Genomic DNA, 14,872 nt, shown 5'->3' with positions numbered 1-14,872 from the left:
GGTATCCGCCTGGGCTCTCCCGCCGGGACGACACGCGGCTTCGGCGAGGCCGAGTTCCGCCAGATCGCCGACTGGATCGTCGAGGTCGTGGACGGGCTGAAGGCCAATGGCGCCGAAGGCAATGCCGAGGTCGAGGCCAAGGTGAAGGGTGAGGTCGCGGCCCTGTGCCAGCGCTTCCCGGTGTACCCGGGGCTGTAAGGGCCTTTCCGGGTGATTGCGGAGCGCAAATTCCATGGATGGAATTTGCGCAAGATCGTCGACGATCTTGCCCCCGCCCGCGCAGCCCCCTGATCCGGCAAAAACATGAAAGGCGGGGCCGCAGCCCCGCCTTTTTCCTTGTCCGGCATCGGGATGGGTCGGGCGCTGCCCGATCCTCAGCCCTCTTCGCGCAGCGCGTCTTCCAGCAGCTTTTCGTTGCGGGCGTCTTCGATGCGGCGCAGGCGGTCCTCGGACGAGCGGTGGTCGAAGCGGTATTTCACCACGTTCACCAGCGACAGGCTCAGCAGCACGATCCCCATGCCCCAGAAGCCCTTGGTCGCCAGCGGCACTTCGGTCGAAAGCCAGAGCGAGCCCGCCAGCAGGGCCAGGGCCAGCGCGACACCGGCGAAGTTGAGGACGAGGATGAGGCCGTTTTCGTTGCGGTCGAGGTTCATGGGTCTTTCCTTTCAGGGGTTTGCGTTCAGCAGAATGAGGGGTGTCAGTCGGTGGTGCGCAGACGGCTCAGGACGTCTGCTGCGGTGGATTTCGTGGCCCGGCCAAAGCCCGCATCGGCCATGCGGTCGGCCATGTCGGTCTGGTCGAGGCCCGCGTCGATCTCTTTCAGGATCTGGCCCTGCTCGAAGGGATCGTCACGGTTCAGCACCCGCTGGATCAGCGCCTCGGCCTCTTCAAAAGCGGTTTCCTTCGCCACATGGGCGCCAAGGCGCTTCTGGATGTCGGCCTCGCGCTTTGCGGCCCGGGCAGCGATGGCGCCCTGTTTCAGGTCGGTCAGGCGGCGGTTCGCGGTCTCGACCGACTGGCGCAGTTGCAGGATGCGCGTTTCCAGCCGCTGCACCGTGCCGCGCCGGAGGGTCAGTTCGTTTTCCATCGTGGCGATGGCCTGAGCGGCCTCCTGCGCCAGATCCTCGCGGTCTGCGGCCAGCGCCTCTCTGGCGCGCCCTGTCAGGTCCGCGGCGCGCTCTTCCAGCGCCGCCACCTGCCGGGTCTCGGCCCGTTCACGCTGGATCAGCGAGGCCAGCGAATATTTGGCGGCCTTCAGGCTGGCCGTGGCCTCGCGGATCTTCTGGTCGATCAGTTCGATGCAATAGCGGTCACGCAGGTTCTCTTCGGCCCGGGCATTGGCACCGTCGAAGAGGGTCTTCAGGGTTCCGAACATCGTCGCTTTCCTTTCGTGAACATCGTTCATGAAATTGGTATAGCGATTCCCTGAACGCCGTTCAAGACATTTTTTGAACGGCGTTCATTTTTCTGTGGAATGCCCCACCCGGGACAGGATCTGCGCGATCATTTCCTCGATCTGCGGCAGCGGCACGGCAGAGATGCGCTGCTCCAGCCCCAGCAGCACGATGCCGTGCACCGAAGAGAACAGGCCCCGCGTCATCAGGTCCAGCGCGCGGGCGTCCATCTCGGGGAACACCTCGGCCAGCGGTTCGGCGATGTGGGAAAAGAGGTTCCCCAGCGCATCCATGTACCACTGCGGCACGGGGCCCTCCGCCGACATCTGCACATCGAAGAGCGCCCGCCAGAGCATCGGCTGGTCTGCCGCGAAATGCAGGTAGGCATGCGACATGGTGATCAGCCGCTGGACCGGATCGCCCTGCTGGTCCCGGACCGAGGCCGCGACGGCGGCGCCAAGGCGGCGGAACGTGCGCCCGTTGACTTCCAGCACCAGCGCGTCGAGGTCGGCGAAATGCGTGTAGATCGCCCCCGTCGCGCATCCCGCCTGCTTCGCCAGTTCCCGCGCCCGCAGCGAGGACAGCCCCTCGGCGGCGATCTGCTCTTCTGCCAGGTCGATGAGTTTCGCCCTCAGCGCCGCCTTGCGCTCTGCCACCTTGCCCGCCATGACGCCCCTCTTTTTGAACACTGTTCACGCCCTAGCACGGCGGCGGCGCGGGCCGCAAGGAAGGCCCTTCGCGAAAGCTGCCCTGAGTGTCCCCCCGCCCCGGGCGGCAGCGTTCCGGTGCGCCCGGTGGCCCGCCACCCGGGTCACCCTGCAAGCGGGATTGCCCGCCCGCTGCCCCGCCCGGGGTCAGGAAACCCGCACTGGACGGCAGTGGCCCGACGGGTCATTGCGCTGTCATGACACGGACCCGCCTTATCGAACGCGCCCTCGGCGACTGGATGCGCGCCCGCCTGCCCCACGGGCTGGTGGAATTCACGATGTTCCTGCTGAAGCAGGCCTGGGCCGCGCTGTTCGGCTTTCTGCTGCTGGCGGGGCTGTTTGTCTCGGACCGGCTTTGGCCCGACGACTGGGTCTTTGCGCGCTATGACGCGCTGTTCGTCTATGCCCTCTCGCTGCAGGCGGCCTTCCTGCTGTTGCGGCTGGAAACCCTTCAGGAAGCGCGGGTGATCCTGCTGTTCCACCTGACCGGCACGGCGATGGAGCTGTTCAAGGTCAATGCGGGCAGCTGGGCCTACCCGGAACCGGCGCTGCTGAAGCTTTGGGGCGTGCCGCTGTTCTCGGGCTTCATGTATGCCGCCGTGGGCAGCTACATGGCACGGGTGATCCGCCTCTTCGACATGCGCTTTGCCCCCTTCCCGCCCTTCGCGGCCTCTCTGGCGCTGGCGGTGGCGATCTACGTCAATTTCTTCGCGCATCACTACATCTGGGACGCACGCTACGTGCTGATGGCGCTGACGGTGATCCTTTATGCGCGCACCCGCGTCTGGTTCACCATCGCCGAGCACGCCTACTGGATGCCGCTGCCGCTGGCGGCCTTCCTGTCGTCGGTGGCGCTCTGGGTGGCCGAGAATGTCGGCACCAATTCCAACACCTGGCTCTACGCCGGGCAGACGACGCTGGACCTCGTGAGCCTTGCGAAGATGGGGTCGTGGTACCTGCTTCTATACGTCAGCTTCACCACGGTGCTGCTGGTGCTGCGCGACGCGACGTCGCGCGCGCCGCTGGAGGCTGCTATCCCAGCAGAACCAGCAACACGATAGAGACGGTCAGCACGGCGATGCCCGCCACCTCGCGGGTCGAGACCTTCTCGCGGAAGAACAGCACCGAGGCAGCCAGAGAGAGGATCAGCTCGATCTGCCCCAGCGCGTAGACATAGGCCGCGGTCTGCAGCGTGAAGGCGGTGAACCAGCTGAGCGAGCCCGCCATCGAGGCAAGACCCAGCCAGAGCGCGGTCCGGCGCGCGGCCCAGACGGCGGTGATCTGGCCGGGCTCGCGCAGCCTGAGCCAGAGCGCCATGCCCAGCGTCTGAAGGGTGGTCACGCAGGCCAGCGTCAACCCGGCGCGCATCAGCGGGTCGCCGGTTTCGACCGACAGCGTGGCGGCGCGGTAGCCGACGCCGGAGATCGCGAAGAAGAAGCCCGAGGCAAGGCCCAAGAGCAGGGCCCGGCTTTTCAGACCTTCGGCCAGCCGCGCCGCGCTGCCGGGGGTGCGCGACAGCAGCAGGACGCCCGCAAGCCCCAGCCCGATGGCGGCCCAGCCGCCCGGCGAAACACGCTCTCCGAGCACCGCGAGGCCCAGCAGCGCGGTCTGGATGACCTCGGTCTTCTTGAAGGTGATGCCGACGGCGAAGTTGCGCTCGCGGAAGGTGAGCACGACAAGGATCGTGGCGAGGATCTGCCCCAGCCCGCCCGCCACGGCCCAGCCCCAGAAGCCCGGCGCCAGCGTCGGCAGCGGCCCGGGCGTGGCGCGGCCATAGAGCGCCAGCGCCAGGACGGCTGCGGGCGCCGCATAAGCGAACCGGGCAAAGGTGCTGCCGGTGGCCGTCAGCGCCCCGCCCGCCAGCACCTTGTGCAGCATGAAGCGCAGGGTCTGGAAGGTGGCGGCGGCGAGGGTGGCGATGATCCAGAGGTCCATGGCGATTGGTCATACGCCGTTGGGCGGCGGGGGCCAGTGCGAAAACGCCAGGATCGGCGTTCGGAGGCGGCTGTTGCTCTTGGGTATTTGGACCAAGAAGAAGCCCCGGGGGCGCGCAGTTCCGGGACGTGGGATGCCCCGTGGCGGCGCGGGCTTTCCCGCGAGCCGGGTCGGACAGGGCCCGAGGTTGGGGCTGCTGCTTTCCGGGTCGTGGCAGGGGGCGGTCAGGGGCGGTTGCGACAGGGGCGGCCCGGCCGCCTCTCATGCCTCGGCGCGGCCTGCCGAGCGGGGGGCAGCACCGGGACCGGCATGCCCGGCGTCCGGTCAGCCTGGCAGCTCGCCGGCAGGCACGGGAGGGGCCGTCGAGGCCGCGCAGTCTGACGGCGCTGGCTCAGGCATCGCGGCCCCATGGAATCGCCGCCCAGAGGCGTTCGTAGAGCGCGTACATGGCCAGGCCGATCAGCGCGTTGATCGCCGCCATGCCGCCGCCCGAGGCGAGCGAGCCGGTGAAGGCAAAGCCGACGAGGCCCATGGTCACGAGGCCGATCAGGGTCCAGAGCAGGGATTTCACGAGGGTTCTTCGGGGGCTGTCCAAGGCGGCTGTCCATGTCGTTTCGGTTTGGCCGCAGACTGTCCCGGCCCGCGCTGTTGCGCCATTGCGGTTCTGGTTCACAAAATCCGGCATTTGTGATAATTATCACGACATGCCGCAAATTCTCGACAAACGCCGTCGCGCCGCGTTGTTGCGCGCCCGCCTTTCCGAGGCCATGGCCCGCGCCGGGTCGAACCAGACCGCGCTGGCGCGGGCCGTGGGGGTGGACCGCTCGACCGTCTCGCAGTTGCTGAAGGACGAAGGGGCGCGGCTGCCCAATGCGCATCTGGTGGGGGCCTGCGCGCAGGCCCTGGGTGTGTCCAGCGACTGGCTGCTGGGCCTGTCGGAACGGCCCGAAAGCGCCGCCGACCTGCTGGCGACCTCGACGACGCTGACCCGCGCGCCGCGCGCGCTGGTGGACGAGACGATCTTTCGCTGGCACCAGGAGGCCGAGGGTTACAAGATCCGCCACGTGCCCACGACCCTGCCGGACATATTGAAGACCCGCGCGGTGCTGGAATGGGAATACGGCCCGCATCTGGGGCGCACCGCCGAACAGGCGGTCAACGCCTCGGCGGACCGGCTGGACTGGCTGCGGGTATCGCGGTCGGATTTCGAGATCGCCGTGCCGCTGCATGAACTGGACAGCTTTGCCGCGGGCGAGGGCTATTACCGCGGCGTTCCGCAGCCGGTGAGGCTGGAGCAGCTGGACCGGATGATCGCCCTTGTCGAGGGGCTCTATCCGCGGCTTCGGGTCTATCTCTTCGACGCGCGGCGGCTGTTCTCGGCGCCGGTCACGGTCATGGGGCCGCGGATGGCGGTGCTTTACGTCGGGCAGAGCTACCTTGCCTTTCGCGACACCGAGCGGGTGACCGCCTTCACCGCGCATTTCGACCACCTCGTGAAAGAGGCCGCCGTGTCCTCGCGCGCCCTGCCGCAATATCTGCACCGGCTGCGCGGGACGGTGGCGCAGGGGTGATCCCCCCGCGCCGCCTTGGCGTCAGTAGGGCATGGGGTGGGCCTTGTAGGCCGCGTCCAGCGCCGCCAGAAGATCCTCGGTGAGGGTCACCTCCACGGCGCCCAGCAGGTGGTCCAGCTGCGCCAGCGTGGTCGCGCCGAAGATCGACGAGGCGACGAAGCTGCGCCGCGCCGACCAGGCCAGCGCCATATGCACCGGGTCGAGGCCGAAGTCCCGCGCGACCTTCAGGTAGGCCTCGACCGCGGGCAGGACACGCGGGCTGCGACGCCCACCCATCTGCGCGTTAAGCGCCATGCGCGAGCCCTCGGGCACGGCGCCGCCCTGGTACTTGCCGGTCAGGAAGCCCGCGCCCAGCGGCGAATAGGGCAAGAGGCCCACCTCTTCCTGGTACAGGGTCTCGGCGAGGTCGGTATCCGCGAGGCGGCAGAGCAGCGAATATTCGTTCTGCACCGAGGCGACCCGCGGCCCGCCGCCGCGCTGCGCCGCCTCGATCCACTGCCTGGTGCCCCAGGCGGATTCGTTCGACAGGCCGAAGGCGCGGATGGTGCCGCGCTCGACCTCGGCCTGAAGCGCGCCGAGGCAGTCCTCGATGTCGGCGAGGATCGCGGCGCGGTCCATGAGCGCGGCGGCGGGGTCGTAGCCCCAGTTCTTGCGGAAGTGAAAGCTGCCCCGGTTGGGCCAGTGGAACTGGTAGAGATCGATGTGGTCGGTCTTCAGCCGCTTCAGCGAGGCCTCGATGGTGGGGCGGATGGTCTGCGCCGAGATCGGCGCGCCGTCGCGGACCACGGCGCTGCCCTCGCCGGTGTGCTTGGTGGCCAGCACCCAGTCGTTGCGCCGCCCGGTCCTTGCGAACCAGTCGCCGAGGATCTCTTCGGAGCGGCCCACGGTTTCGGCCCGCACCGGGTTCACCGGGTACATTTCGGCGCAGTCCATGAAGGTGATCCCGGCATCGAGCGCGCGGTCGATCTGGGCATGGGCCTCTTCCGGCGGGGTCTGGTTGCCGTAGGTCATCGTGCCGAGGCAAAGCTCGGACACCATCAGGCCGGAGCGGCCCAGCGGTTTCATCTGCATGTCTGTCTCCTGTGGTCGGGGCGGAGCATAGCGGGCGCGAAGGCGATGCCAAGAGCATGCGGTTTCGGCCCACCCGGGCCACCGGTCGGGGGCCCTGCCGCCGTGATGATCCGCGCCCTGCCAGGCCGGGCACGACGGGGGCCCTGCCCCCGGACCCCCGGGATATTTCGGGACAGAAGAAGGGCGGGCCGGTGAGAGAGGCGCCGGTGGGTCGCGGCCTTCCGCCACCGGGCAAGACCCTCGGCGCGCCGCATGGCGGGAATTCTTGAGAACGAAAAAGGAACATTGTAGATTTGAGGAATGAGCGATTCCGCCGCCCTTCTGTCCCGTCGCCCCCATGCGCCGCCGCCCGGGCTGGTGCTGTGGGACGAGGTCGTGCTGCCGCTGTCGCGCGCGCACGAGATCTGCGGGCAGGCGCGGCGCAGGCTGGCGCTGATGCTGGCGGCACGGGCCGGGGCGCCGGTTCTGTGGATCGCGGGCGCCCCCTCGGGGGCGCGGCTGAACCCCTGCGGCATGCAGCCGATCCTGCCGCCGCAGGACGTGATCCACGTCGCGGCCCCGCGCGCCATCGACCGGCTTTGGGCGATGGAAGAGGCGCTGCGCAGTGGCGCCATGCCGGTGGTGGTGGCCGAACTGCCGGAGCCTCCGGGCCTGACAGCGGTGCGGCGCCTGCATCTGGCCGCCGAGGCCGGCAGCGCTGCGGGGCGCTGCCGGCCGCTGGGGCTGTTGCTGACGCCCGGGGCGGGCGGCGCGCCGGGGGTCGAGACGCGCTGGCGGATGGAGCCACGGCACGGACCCGCCGGAGAGGCCTGGCGGCTGGAGCGGCTGCGGGCGCGGATGCTGCCGCCGAAGACCTGGCGGCTGGCGGGCGGGGCGCTGGCCCCCTGGACCTGAGCGGACAGCCCCCTGGCGGGCCCGGGACGGCGCCCGCCGCCCCCCCTTCTGCACCGGCAGGCCCCGGGGCTTGCGCCATCCCGCCCGCAAGCGGCGCGCCGGGCGCTGAGGGTTGGGGGGGGCGCCGCGCATGCGGGAGGCGGGCGCCCTGCCCGGGGGTCCAGTCCGCATCCCGCCCCGCTTCCGGCCCGAAGGCCCCGGCCCCTGCCGGGAGGCCGCCCCGGGCGGGTCCGGAGCGGACGCCCGGGCGGACACCGGGACGGCGGGTGCAAAAATCCGCAGGGTGTCCGACGAGAGGCGCCAGTCAGCTTGACCTGCGGCGCGGATTTTGTCATTCTCCGGGCACGCATAAATCCGCAACACCCCGCCAGGGGTCTTGCCTTTGCGCCGTTCACCGAATATCTGGAAACCTCACGCGGGTTCGATTGATTCGAAGCCGCTTTCGTGTTTTGCATGATCGGGGGTCGCGCGCAGAGAGAATTAACCATCCGCCCAGCCCCGAAACATCGGAAAATTTTCTGAAAAATCATCGGGATGCGCGGAATGGACCGGCATTCATCGGCCCTCCCCGGCTTGGCAAGCCTCCCCCATCGGGCGGGAGTCTTTCCAAGGCAGGGACCCTTGATCGAGTGGTCTGCGGTGGGACGCGGACCGAGAATGGATCAACGGACCCCACGCCGTCACTGACGAGGCGCACCGTAGCCCGACGGCGCGTTTCTCGGACGAGCTATCGAAAGGTGACATCTGTCATGGCGCAAAGCTTCCTTGGCCAGAAACGTCTTCGCCGTTACTACGGCAAGATCCGCGAAGTCCTTGAAATGCCGAACCTCATCGAGGTTCAGAAATCCAGCTACAAGCTGTTCCTCGCCTCCGGCGACCAGCCCAAGCCGATGGACGGCGAAGGCATCAAGGGGGTTTTCCAGTCGGTCTTCCCGATCAAGGATTTCAACGAGACCGCCATCCTGGAATTCGTCGACTACGAGCTGGAGAAGCCGAAGTACGACGTCGAGGAATGCATGCAGCGCGACATGACCTACAGCGCGCCGCTGAAGGTCACCCTGCGCCTGATCGTCTTCGATATCGACGAGGACACCGGCGCGAAGTCGGTCAAGGACATCAAGGAACAGGACGTCTTCATGGGCGACATGCCCCTGATGACCCCGAACGGGACGTTCATCGTGAACGGCACCGAGCGCGTGATCGTGTCCCAGATGCACCGCTCGCCCGGTGTGTTCTTCGACCATGACAAGGGCAAGACGCACAGCTCGGGCAAGCTGCTCTTCGCCTGCCGCATCATCCCCTATCGCGGCTCGTGGCTGGACTTCGAATTCGACGCCAAGGACATCGTCTTCGCGCGCATCGACCGCCGTCGGAAACTGCCGGTGACGACGCTGCTCTACGCTCTTGGTCTCGACCAGGAAGCGATCATGGACGCCTATTACAACACGGTGAACTTCGAGTATCGCCGTGGCGAGGGCTGGGTCACGAAGTTCTTCCCGGACCGCGTGCGCGGCACCCGTCCGACCTTCGACCTCGTGGACGCGGATTCGGGCGAGATCATCGCCGAGGCCACCAAGAAGGTGACGCCGCGCGCGGTGAAGAAGCTGATCGACGAAGGCACGGTGAAGAACCTGCTGGTGCCCTTCGAGCACATCGTCGGCAAGTATGTCGCCAAGGACATCATCAACGAAGAGACCGGCGCCATCTACGTCGAGGCCGGTGACGAGCTCACCTGGACCGTCGACAAGGACGGCGAAGTGACCGGCGGCACGCTCAAGGACCTGATCGACGCCGGCGTGACCGAGATCCCGGTTCTGGACATCGACAACGTCACCGTCGGTCCGTACATGCGCAACACCATGGCGCAGGACAAGAACATGGACCGCAACTCGGCGCTCATGGACATCTACCGTGTCATGCGCCCGGGTGAGCCGCCCACCGTCGAGGCCGCCTCGTCGCTCTTCGACACGCTGTTCTTCGACAGCGAGCGCTACGACCTGTCGGCCGTGGGCCGCGTGAAGATGAACATGCGTCTGGCGCTTGAAAAGCCCGACACCCAGCGCACGCTGGACCGCGAGGACATCGTCGCCTGCATCAAGGCGCTGGTGGACCTGCGCGACGGGCGCGGCGAAATCGACGACATCGACCACCTCGGCAACCGCCGCGTGCGGTCGGTCGGCGAACTGATGGAAAACCAGTACCGCGTCGGCCTGCTGCGGATGGAGCGCGCCATCAAGGAGCGCATGTCCTCGGTCGAGATCGACACGGTCATGCCGCAGGACCTGATCAACGCCAAGCCGGCGGCGGCGGCCGTCCGCGAATTCTTCGGCTCGTCGCAGCTGTCGCAGTTCATGGACCAGACCAACCCGCTGTCGGAAGTGACGCACAAGCGGCGCCTCTCGGCGCTTGGGCCGGGCGGTCTGACGCGCGAGCGCGCGGGCTTCGAGGTCCGCGACGTTCACCCGACCCACTATGGCCGGATGTGCCCGATTGAAACGCCGGAAGGCCCGAACATCGGCCTGATCAACTCGCTGGCCACCTTTGCCCGCGTGAACAAATACGGCTTCATCGAGACCCCCTACCGCGTCGTCAAGGACGCCAAGGTCACCGACGAAGTGCACTACATGTCCGCGACCGAGGAAATGCGTCACACCGTGGCGCAGGCCAACGCCTCGCTGGACGAAAACGGCGTGTTCAACAACGAGCTGGTCAGCACGCGCCAGTCCGGTGACTACACCCTCGCCCCGCGCGAAAACGTCGACCTGATCGACGTCTCGCCGAAGCAACTGGTGTCGGTCGCGGCCTCGCTGATCCCCTTCCTTGAAAACGACGACGCCAACCGCGCCCTGATGGGTTCGAACATGCAACGTCAGGCGGTTCCGACGCTGCGCGCCGAGGCGCCGCTGGTCGGCACCGGCATCGAGGAAGTCGTGGCCCGCGACTCCGGCGCGGCCGTCATGGCCAAGCGCGCCGGTATCATCGACCAGGTCGACGCGCAGCGGATCGTGATCCGGGCAACCGAGGATCTGGAGCTGGGCGACGCGGGTGTCGACATCTACCGCATGCGCAAGTTCCAGCGTTCGAACCAGAACACCTGCATCAACCAGAAGCCTCTGGTGAAGGTGGGTCAGACGGTGCGCAAGAACGAGGTCATCGCGGATGGCCCGTCCACCGACATGGGGGAACTGGCGCTCGGCAAGAACGTCATCGTCGCCTTCATGCCGTGGAACGGCTACAACTACGAAGACTCGATCCTGATCTCGGAGCGCATCGCGCGGGACGACGTGTTCACCTCTGTCCACATCGAGGAATTCGAAGTGGCGGCGCGTGACACCAAGCTCGGGCCGGAAGAGATCACCCGCGACATCCCCAACGTCGGCGAGGAAGCCCTGCGCAACCTCGACGAAGCGGGCATCGTCTACATCGGTGCGGACGTCGAGCCGGGCGATATCCTCGTCGGCAAGATCACCCCGAAGGGCGAAAGCCCGATGACGCCGGAAGAGAAGCTTCTGCGCGCCATCTTCGGCGAAAAGGCATCGGACGTGCGCGACACCTCGCTGCGGGTGAAGCCGGGCGACTACGGCACCGTCGTGGAGGTCCGCGTCTTCAACCGTCACGGCGTCGAAAAGGACGAGCGGGCGCTTCAGATCGAGCGCGAAGAGATCGAACAGCTGGCCCGGGACCGGGACGACGAGCTGGCGATCCTCGACCGCAACATCTACGCCCGTCTCAAGACGATGATCCTTGGCAAGACCGCCGTGAAGGGCCCGAAGGGCGTCAAGGCGAACTCCGAGGTGACCGAGGACCTGCTGGAAACGCTGACGCGTGGCCAGTGGTGGCAGCTTGCCCTCGCCGAGGAGCAGGACGCCAAGCACGTCGAGGCCCTGCACGAGCAGTACGAGATCCAGAAGCGCGCGCTCGACGCCCGTTTCGAGGACAAGGTCGAGAAGGTGCGTCGCGGCGACGACCTGCCGCCGGGCGTGATGAAGATGGTCAAGGTCTTCATCGCGGTGAAGCGCAAGCTTCAGCCGGGCGACAAGATGGCCGGCCGTCACGGCAACAAGGGTGTCGTGTCGCGCGTCGTTCCGATGGAGGACATGCCCTTCCTCGCCGACGGCACGCCGGTCGACTTCTGCCTCAACCCGCTGGGCGTGCCCTCGCGCATGAACGTCGGTCAGATCCTCGAGACCCACATGGGCTGGGCCGCACGCGCGCTTGGCATCAGGGTGGACGAGGCGCTGCAGGAATACCGCCGCTCGGGTGACATGACCCCGGTGCGCGAGGCCCTGCGGATCGCCTATGGCGACGAGGTCTACGAAGAAGGCCTTGCCACGATGGACGAGACCGACCTGCTGGAAGCGGCGGGCAACGTCCGGAGCGGCGTGCCGATCGCGACCCCGGTCTTCGACGGTGCGAAAGAGGCGGACGTGAACGACGCGCTGACCCGCGCGGGCTTTGACGAGAGCGGCCAGTCGGTGCTCTTCGACGGGCGCTCGGGTGAGCAGTTCGCGCGGAAGGTGACGGTGGGTGTCAAATACCTGCTGAAGCTGCACCACCTCGTCGACGACAAGATCCACGCGCGTTCGACGGGCCCCTACTCGCTCGTCACCCAGCAGCCGCTGGGCGGCAAGGCGCAGTTCGGCGGTCAGCGCTTCGGGGAGATGGAGGTCTGGGCCCTGGAAGCCTATGGCGCCGCCTATACCCTGCAGGAGATGCTGACGGTGAAGTCGGACGACGTGGCGGGCCGGACCAAGGTCTACGAGTCGATCGTCAAGGGCGAGGACAACTTCGAGGCCGGCGTGCCGGAATCGTTCAACGTCCTCGTCAAGGAAGTGCGCGGCCTCGGCCTCAACATGGAACTCCTGGATGCGGAGGAGGACGAGTAAACGCAGAGTTTTCGACGAAAACTCTGCTTGCCAGGACCTTTCGGCCGAAAGGTCCTGGCGGCTCCTCTCCCCCGCTTCCCTCACATTCACGAGGAACAAGATGAACCAGGAACTGACCAACAACCCGTTCAACCCGCTGGCCCCGCAGAAGGTCTTCGACGAGATCAAGGTCTCGCTGGCCTCGCCCGAGCGGATCCTCTCGTGGTCCTTCGGCGAGATCAAGAAGCCGGAAACCATCAACTACCGCACGTTCAAGCCCGAGCGTGACGGCCTGTTCTGCGCGCGCATCTTCGGCCCGATCAAGGACTACGAGTGCCTCTGCGGCAAGTACAAGCGCATGAAGTACCGCGGCGTCGTCTGCGAAAAGTGCGGCGTCGAAGTCACCCTTCAGAAAGTGCGCCGCGAGCGCATGGGCCACATCGAGCTGGCCGCGCCCTGCGCCCATATCTGGTTCCTCAAGTCGCTGCCCTCGCGCATCGGCCTGATGCTGGACATGACCCTGCGTGACCTCGAGCGCGTGCTCTACTTCGAGAACTACGTCGTCATCGAGCCGGGTCTGACCGACCTGACCTACGGCCAGATGCTGACCGAGGAAGAATACAACGACGCGCAGGACCAGTACGGCGCAGACGCCTTTGCCGCCAACATCGGCGCCGAGGCGATCCGCGAGATGCTGGCCGCCATCGACCTCGAGTCCGAGGCCGAGAACCTGCGCGCCGACCTCAAGGAAGCCACCGGCGAGTTGAAGCCCAAGAAGATCATCAAGCGCCTGAAGGTGGTTGAAAGCTTCCTGGAATCCGGCAACCGCCCCGAGTGGATGGTCCTGACCGTGATCCCGGTCATTCCGCCGGAACTGCGCCCGCTGGTGCCGCTGGACGGTGGCCGCTTCGCGACCTCGGACCTGAACGACCTGTACCGCCGCGTGATCAACCGGAACAACCGCCTCAAGCGGCTGATCGAACTGCGCGCGCCGGACATCATCGTCCGCAACGAAAAGCGGATGCTGCAGGAATCGGTCGACGCCCTCTTTGACAACGGCCGTCGCGGCCGCGTCATCACCGGCGCCAACAAGCGTCCGCTGAAGTCGCTGTCCGACATGCTGAAAGGCAAGCAGGGCCGCTTCCGTCAGAACCTTCTGGGCAAGCGCGTCGACTTCTCGGGCCGTTCGGTCATCGTGACCGGCCCGGAACTCAAGCTGCACCAGTGCGGCTTGCCCAAGAAGATGGCGCTCGAACTCTTCAAGCCCTTCATCTACTCGCGGCTCGAGGCCAAGGGCCTCAGCAGCACCGTGAAGCAGGCGAAGAAGCTGGTCGAGAAAGAGCGTCCCGAGGTTTGGGACATCCTCGACGAGGTCATCCGTGAGCACCCGGTCCTTCTGAACCGCGCGCCCACGCTGCACCGTCTGGGCATCCAGGCGTTCGAACCCCAACTGATCGAAGGCAAGGCGATCCAGCTGCACCCGCTGGTCTGCTCGGCCTTCAACGCCGACTTCGACGGCGACCAGATGGCCGTGCACGTCCCGCTGTCGCTTGAGGCACAGCTGGAAGCGCGCGTCCTGATGATGTCGACCAACAACGTCCTGTCGCCCGCCAACGGTGCGCCGATCATCGTTCCCTCGCAGGACATGATTCTGGGCCTCTACTACGTCACCATCATGCGCGAAGGCATGAAGGGTGAGGGCATGCTCTTCTCCTCGATCGAGGAAGTCGAGCACGCGCTCAACGCCGGAGAGGTCCACCTGCACGCCAAGATCCAGGCGCGGGTGAAGCAGATCGACGAAGAGGGCAACGAGGTCTGGCAGCGGTTCGAAACCACCCCCGGACGGGTCCGTCTGGGCGCGCTCCTGCCGCTGAACGCCAAGGCGCCCTTCGACCTGGTCAACCAGCTTCTGCGGAAGAAGGACGTGCAGCGCGTCATCGACACCGTCTACCGCTACTGCGGCCAGAAAGAGTCGGTGATCTTCTGCGACCAGATCATGTCCATGGGCTTCAAGGAGGCCTTCAAGGCCGGTATCTCCTTCGGCAAGGCCGACATGGTGATCCCGGACAACAAGTGGGACATCGTCGAAGAGACCCGCGATCAGGTGAAGGACTTCGAACAGCAGTACATGGACGGCCTGATCACCCAGGGCGAAAAGTACAACAAGGTCGTGGACGCCTGGTCGAAGTGTAACGACAAGGTCACCGAAGCCATGATGTCGACCATCTCGGCGGAACGCCGGGACGAGGCCGGTGCCGTGATGGAACCGAACTCGGTCTACATGATGGCGCACTCCGGTGCCCGTGGCTCGGTCACGCAGATGAAGCAGCTGGGCGGGATGCGCGGCCTGATGGCGAAGCCGAACGGCGACATCATCGAGACGCCGATCATCTCGAACTTCAAGGAAGGTCTGACCGTTCTCGAGTACTTCAACT

11 protein-coding genes and 1 pseudogene are annotated in these 14,872 nt (G+C 66.6%); 6 read left to right on the top strand and 6 right to left on the bottom strand.

Annotation, left to right across the window (positions count from 1 at the left end; all coding sequences use genetic code 11):
* Positions 1-198 (top strand): annotated as a pseudogene (gene glyA / locus ACN5KJ_RS20185) (serine hydroxymethyltransferase); the annotation flags it as partial.
* Positions 199-374: 176 nt separating this feature from the next.
* Here the strand turns inward: glyA and ACN5KJ_RS20180 are convergent.
* From ACN5KJ_RS20180 to ACN5KJ_RS20170, 3 genes are all read right to left on the bottom strand, one after another.
* Positions 375-653: a hypothetical protein gene (locus ACN5KJ_RS20180; RefSeq protein ID WP_023851971.1), complete on the bottom strand. Its 279-nt coding sequence runs from the start codon at positions 651-653 to the stop codon at positions 375-377.
* A gap of 44 nt (positions 654-697) precedes the next feature.
* A complete protein-coding gene (locus ACN5KJ_RS20175; RefSeq protein ID WP_347165925.1) occupies positions 698-1,375 on the bottom strand; it encodes a PspA/IM30 family protein in 678 nt (225 codons plus the stop codon).
* 84 nt (positions 1,376-1,459) lie between these two features.
* Positions 1,460-2,062, bottom strand: a complete 603-nt coding sequence (locus ACN5KJ_RS20170) for a TetR/AcrR family transcriptional regulator (protein WP_347165926.1) — start codon at positions 2,060-2,062, stop codon at positions 1,460-1,462.
* Between the two features lie 236 nt (positions 2,063-2,298).
* Between ACN5KJ_RS20170 and ACN5KJ_RS20165 the strand changes: the two genes are divergently transcribed.
* Positions 2,299-3,162: a DUF817 domain-containing protein gene (locus ACN5KJ_RS20165; protein WP_418595980.1), complete on the top strand. Its 864-nt coding sequence runs from the start codon at positions 2,299-2,301 to the stop codon at positions 3,160-3,162.
* Here the strand turns inward: ACN5KJ_RS20165 and ACN5KJ_RS20160 are convergent.
* Both ACN5KJ_RS20160 and ACN5KJ_RS20155 read right to left on the bottom strand, forming a co-directional pair.
* Positions 3,134-4,036, bottom strand: a complete 903-nt coding sequence (locus ACN5KJ_RS20160; RefSeq protein WP_418595978.1) for an EamA family transporter — start codon at positions 4,034-4,036, stop codon at positions 3,134-3,136. The two genes, ACN5KJ_RS20165 and ACN5KJ_RS20160, sit on opposite strands and share 29 nt — an antisense overlap.
* 391 nt (positions 4,037-4,427) lie before the next feature.
* A complete protein-coding gene (locus tag ACN5KJ_RS20155; RefSeq protein WP_418595976.1) occupies positions 4,428-4,607 on the bottom strand; it encodes a DUF2061 domain-containing protein in 180 nt (59 codons plus the stop codon).
* Between the two features lie 133 nt (positions 4,608-4,740).
* On the opposite strand from ACN5KJ_RS20155, the gene ACN5KJ_RS20150 reads away from it, so the two are divergent.
* Positions 4,741-5,607: a helix-turn-helix domain-containing protein gene (locus ACN5KJ_RS20150; protein ID WP_418595975.1), complete on the top strand. Its 867-nt coding sequence runs from the start codon at positions 4,741-4,743 to the stop codon at positions 5,605-5,607.
* 21 nt (positions 5,608-5,628) lie between these two features.
* Here the strand turns inward: ACN5KJ_RS20150 and ACN5KJ_RS20145 are convergent, their stop codons facing one another.
* Complete coding sequence (locus tag ACN5KJ_RS20145; protein WP_418595973.1) at positions 5,629-6,678, bottom strand: aldo/keto reductase; 1,050 nt, start codon at positions 6,676-6,678, stop codon at positions 5,629-5,631.
* A 300-nt stretch (positions 6,679-6,978) separates the two neighbouring features.
* Between ACN5KJ_RS20145 and ACN5KJ_RS20140 the strand changes: the two genes are divergently transcribed.
* The 3 genes from ACN5KJ_RS20140 to rpoC form a co-directional block, all read left to right on the top strand.
* Positions 6,979-7,572: an ImuA family protein gene (locus tag ACN5KJ_RS20140; protein ID WP_418595971.1), complete on the top strand. Its 594-nt coding sequence runs from the start codon at positions 6,979-6,981 to the stop codon at positions 7,570-7,572.
* Positions 7,573-8,321: 749 nt separating this feature from the next.
* Positions 8,322-12,458, top strand: a complete 4,137-nt coding sequence (gene rpoB, locus ACN5KJ_RS20135) for a DNA-directed RNA polymerase subunit beta (RefSeq protein ID WP_418595969.1) — start codon at positions 8,322-8,324, stop codon at positions 12,456-12,458.
* A gap of 100 nt (positions 12,459-12,558) precedes the next feature.
* Positions 12,559-14,872 (top strand): DNA-directed RNA polymerase subunit beta' (gene rpoC / locus ACN5KJ_RS20130; protein WP_418595967.1); only part of this gene is annotated, 2,314 nt, incomplete at its 3' end.

This window comes from Ponticoccus sp. (in: a-proteobacteria) (genome assembly GCF_048381735.1).
Note: the sequence above shows the minus strand (reverse complement) of the source record. Positions and strands in the feature narration are given on the sequence as shown.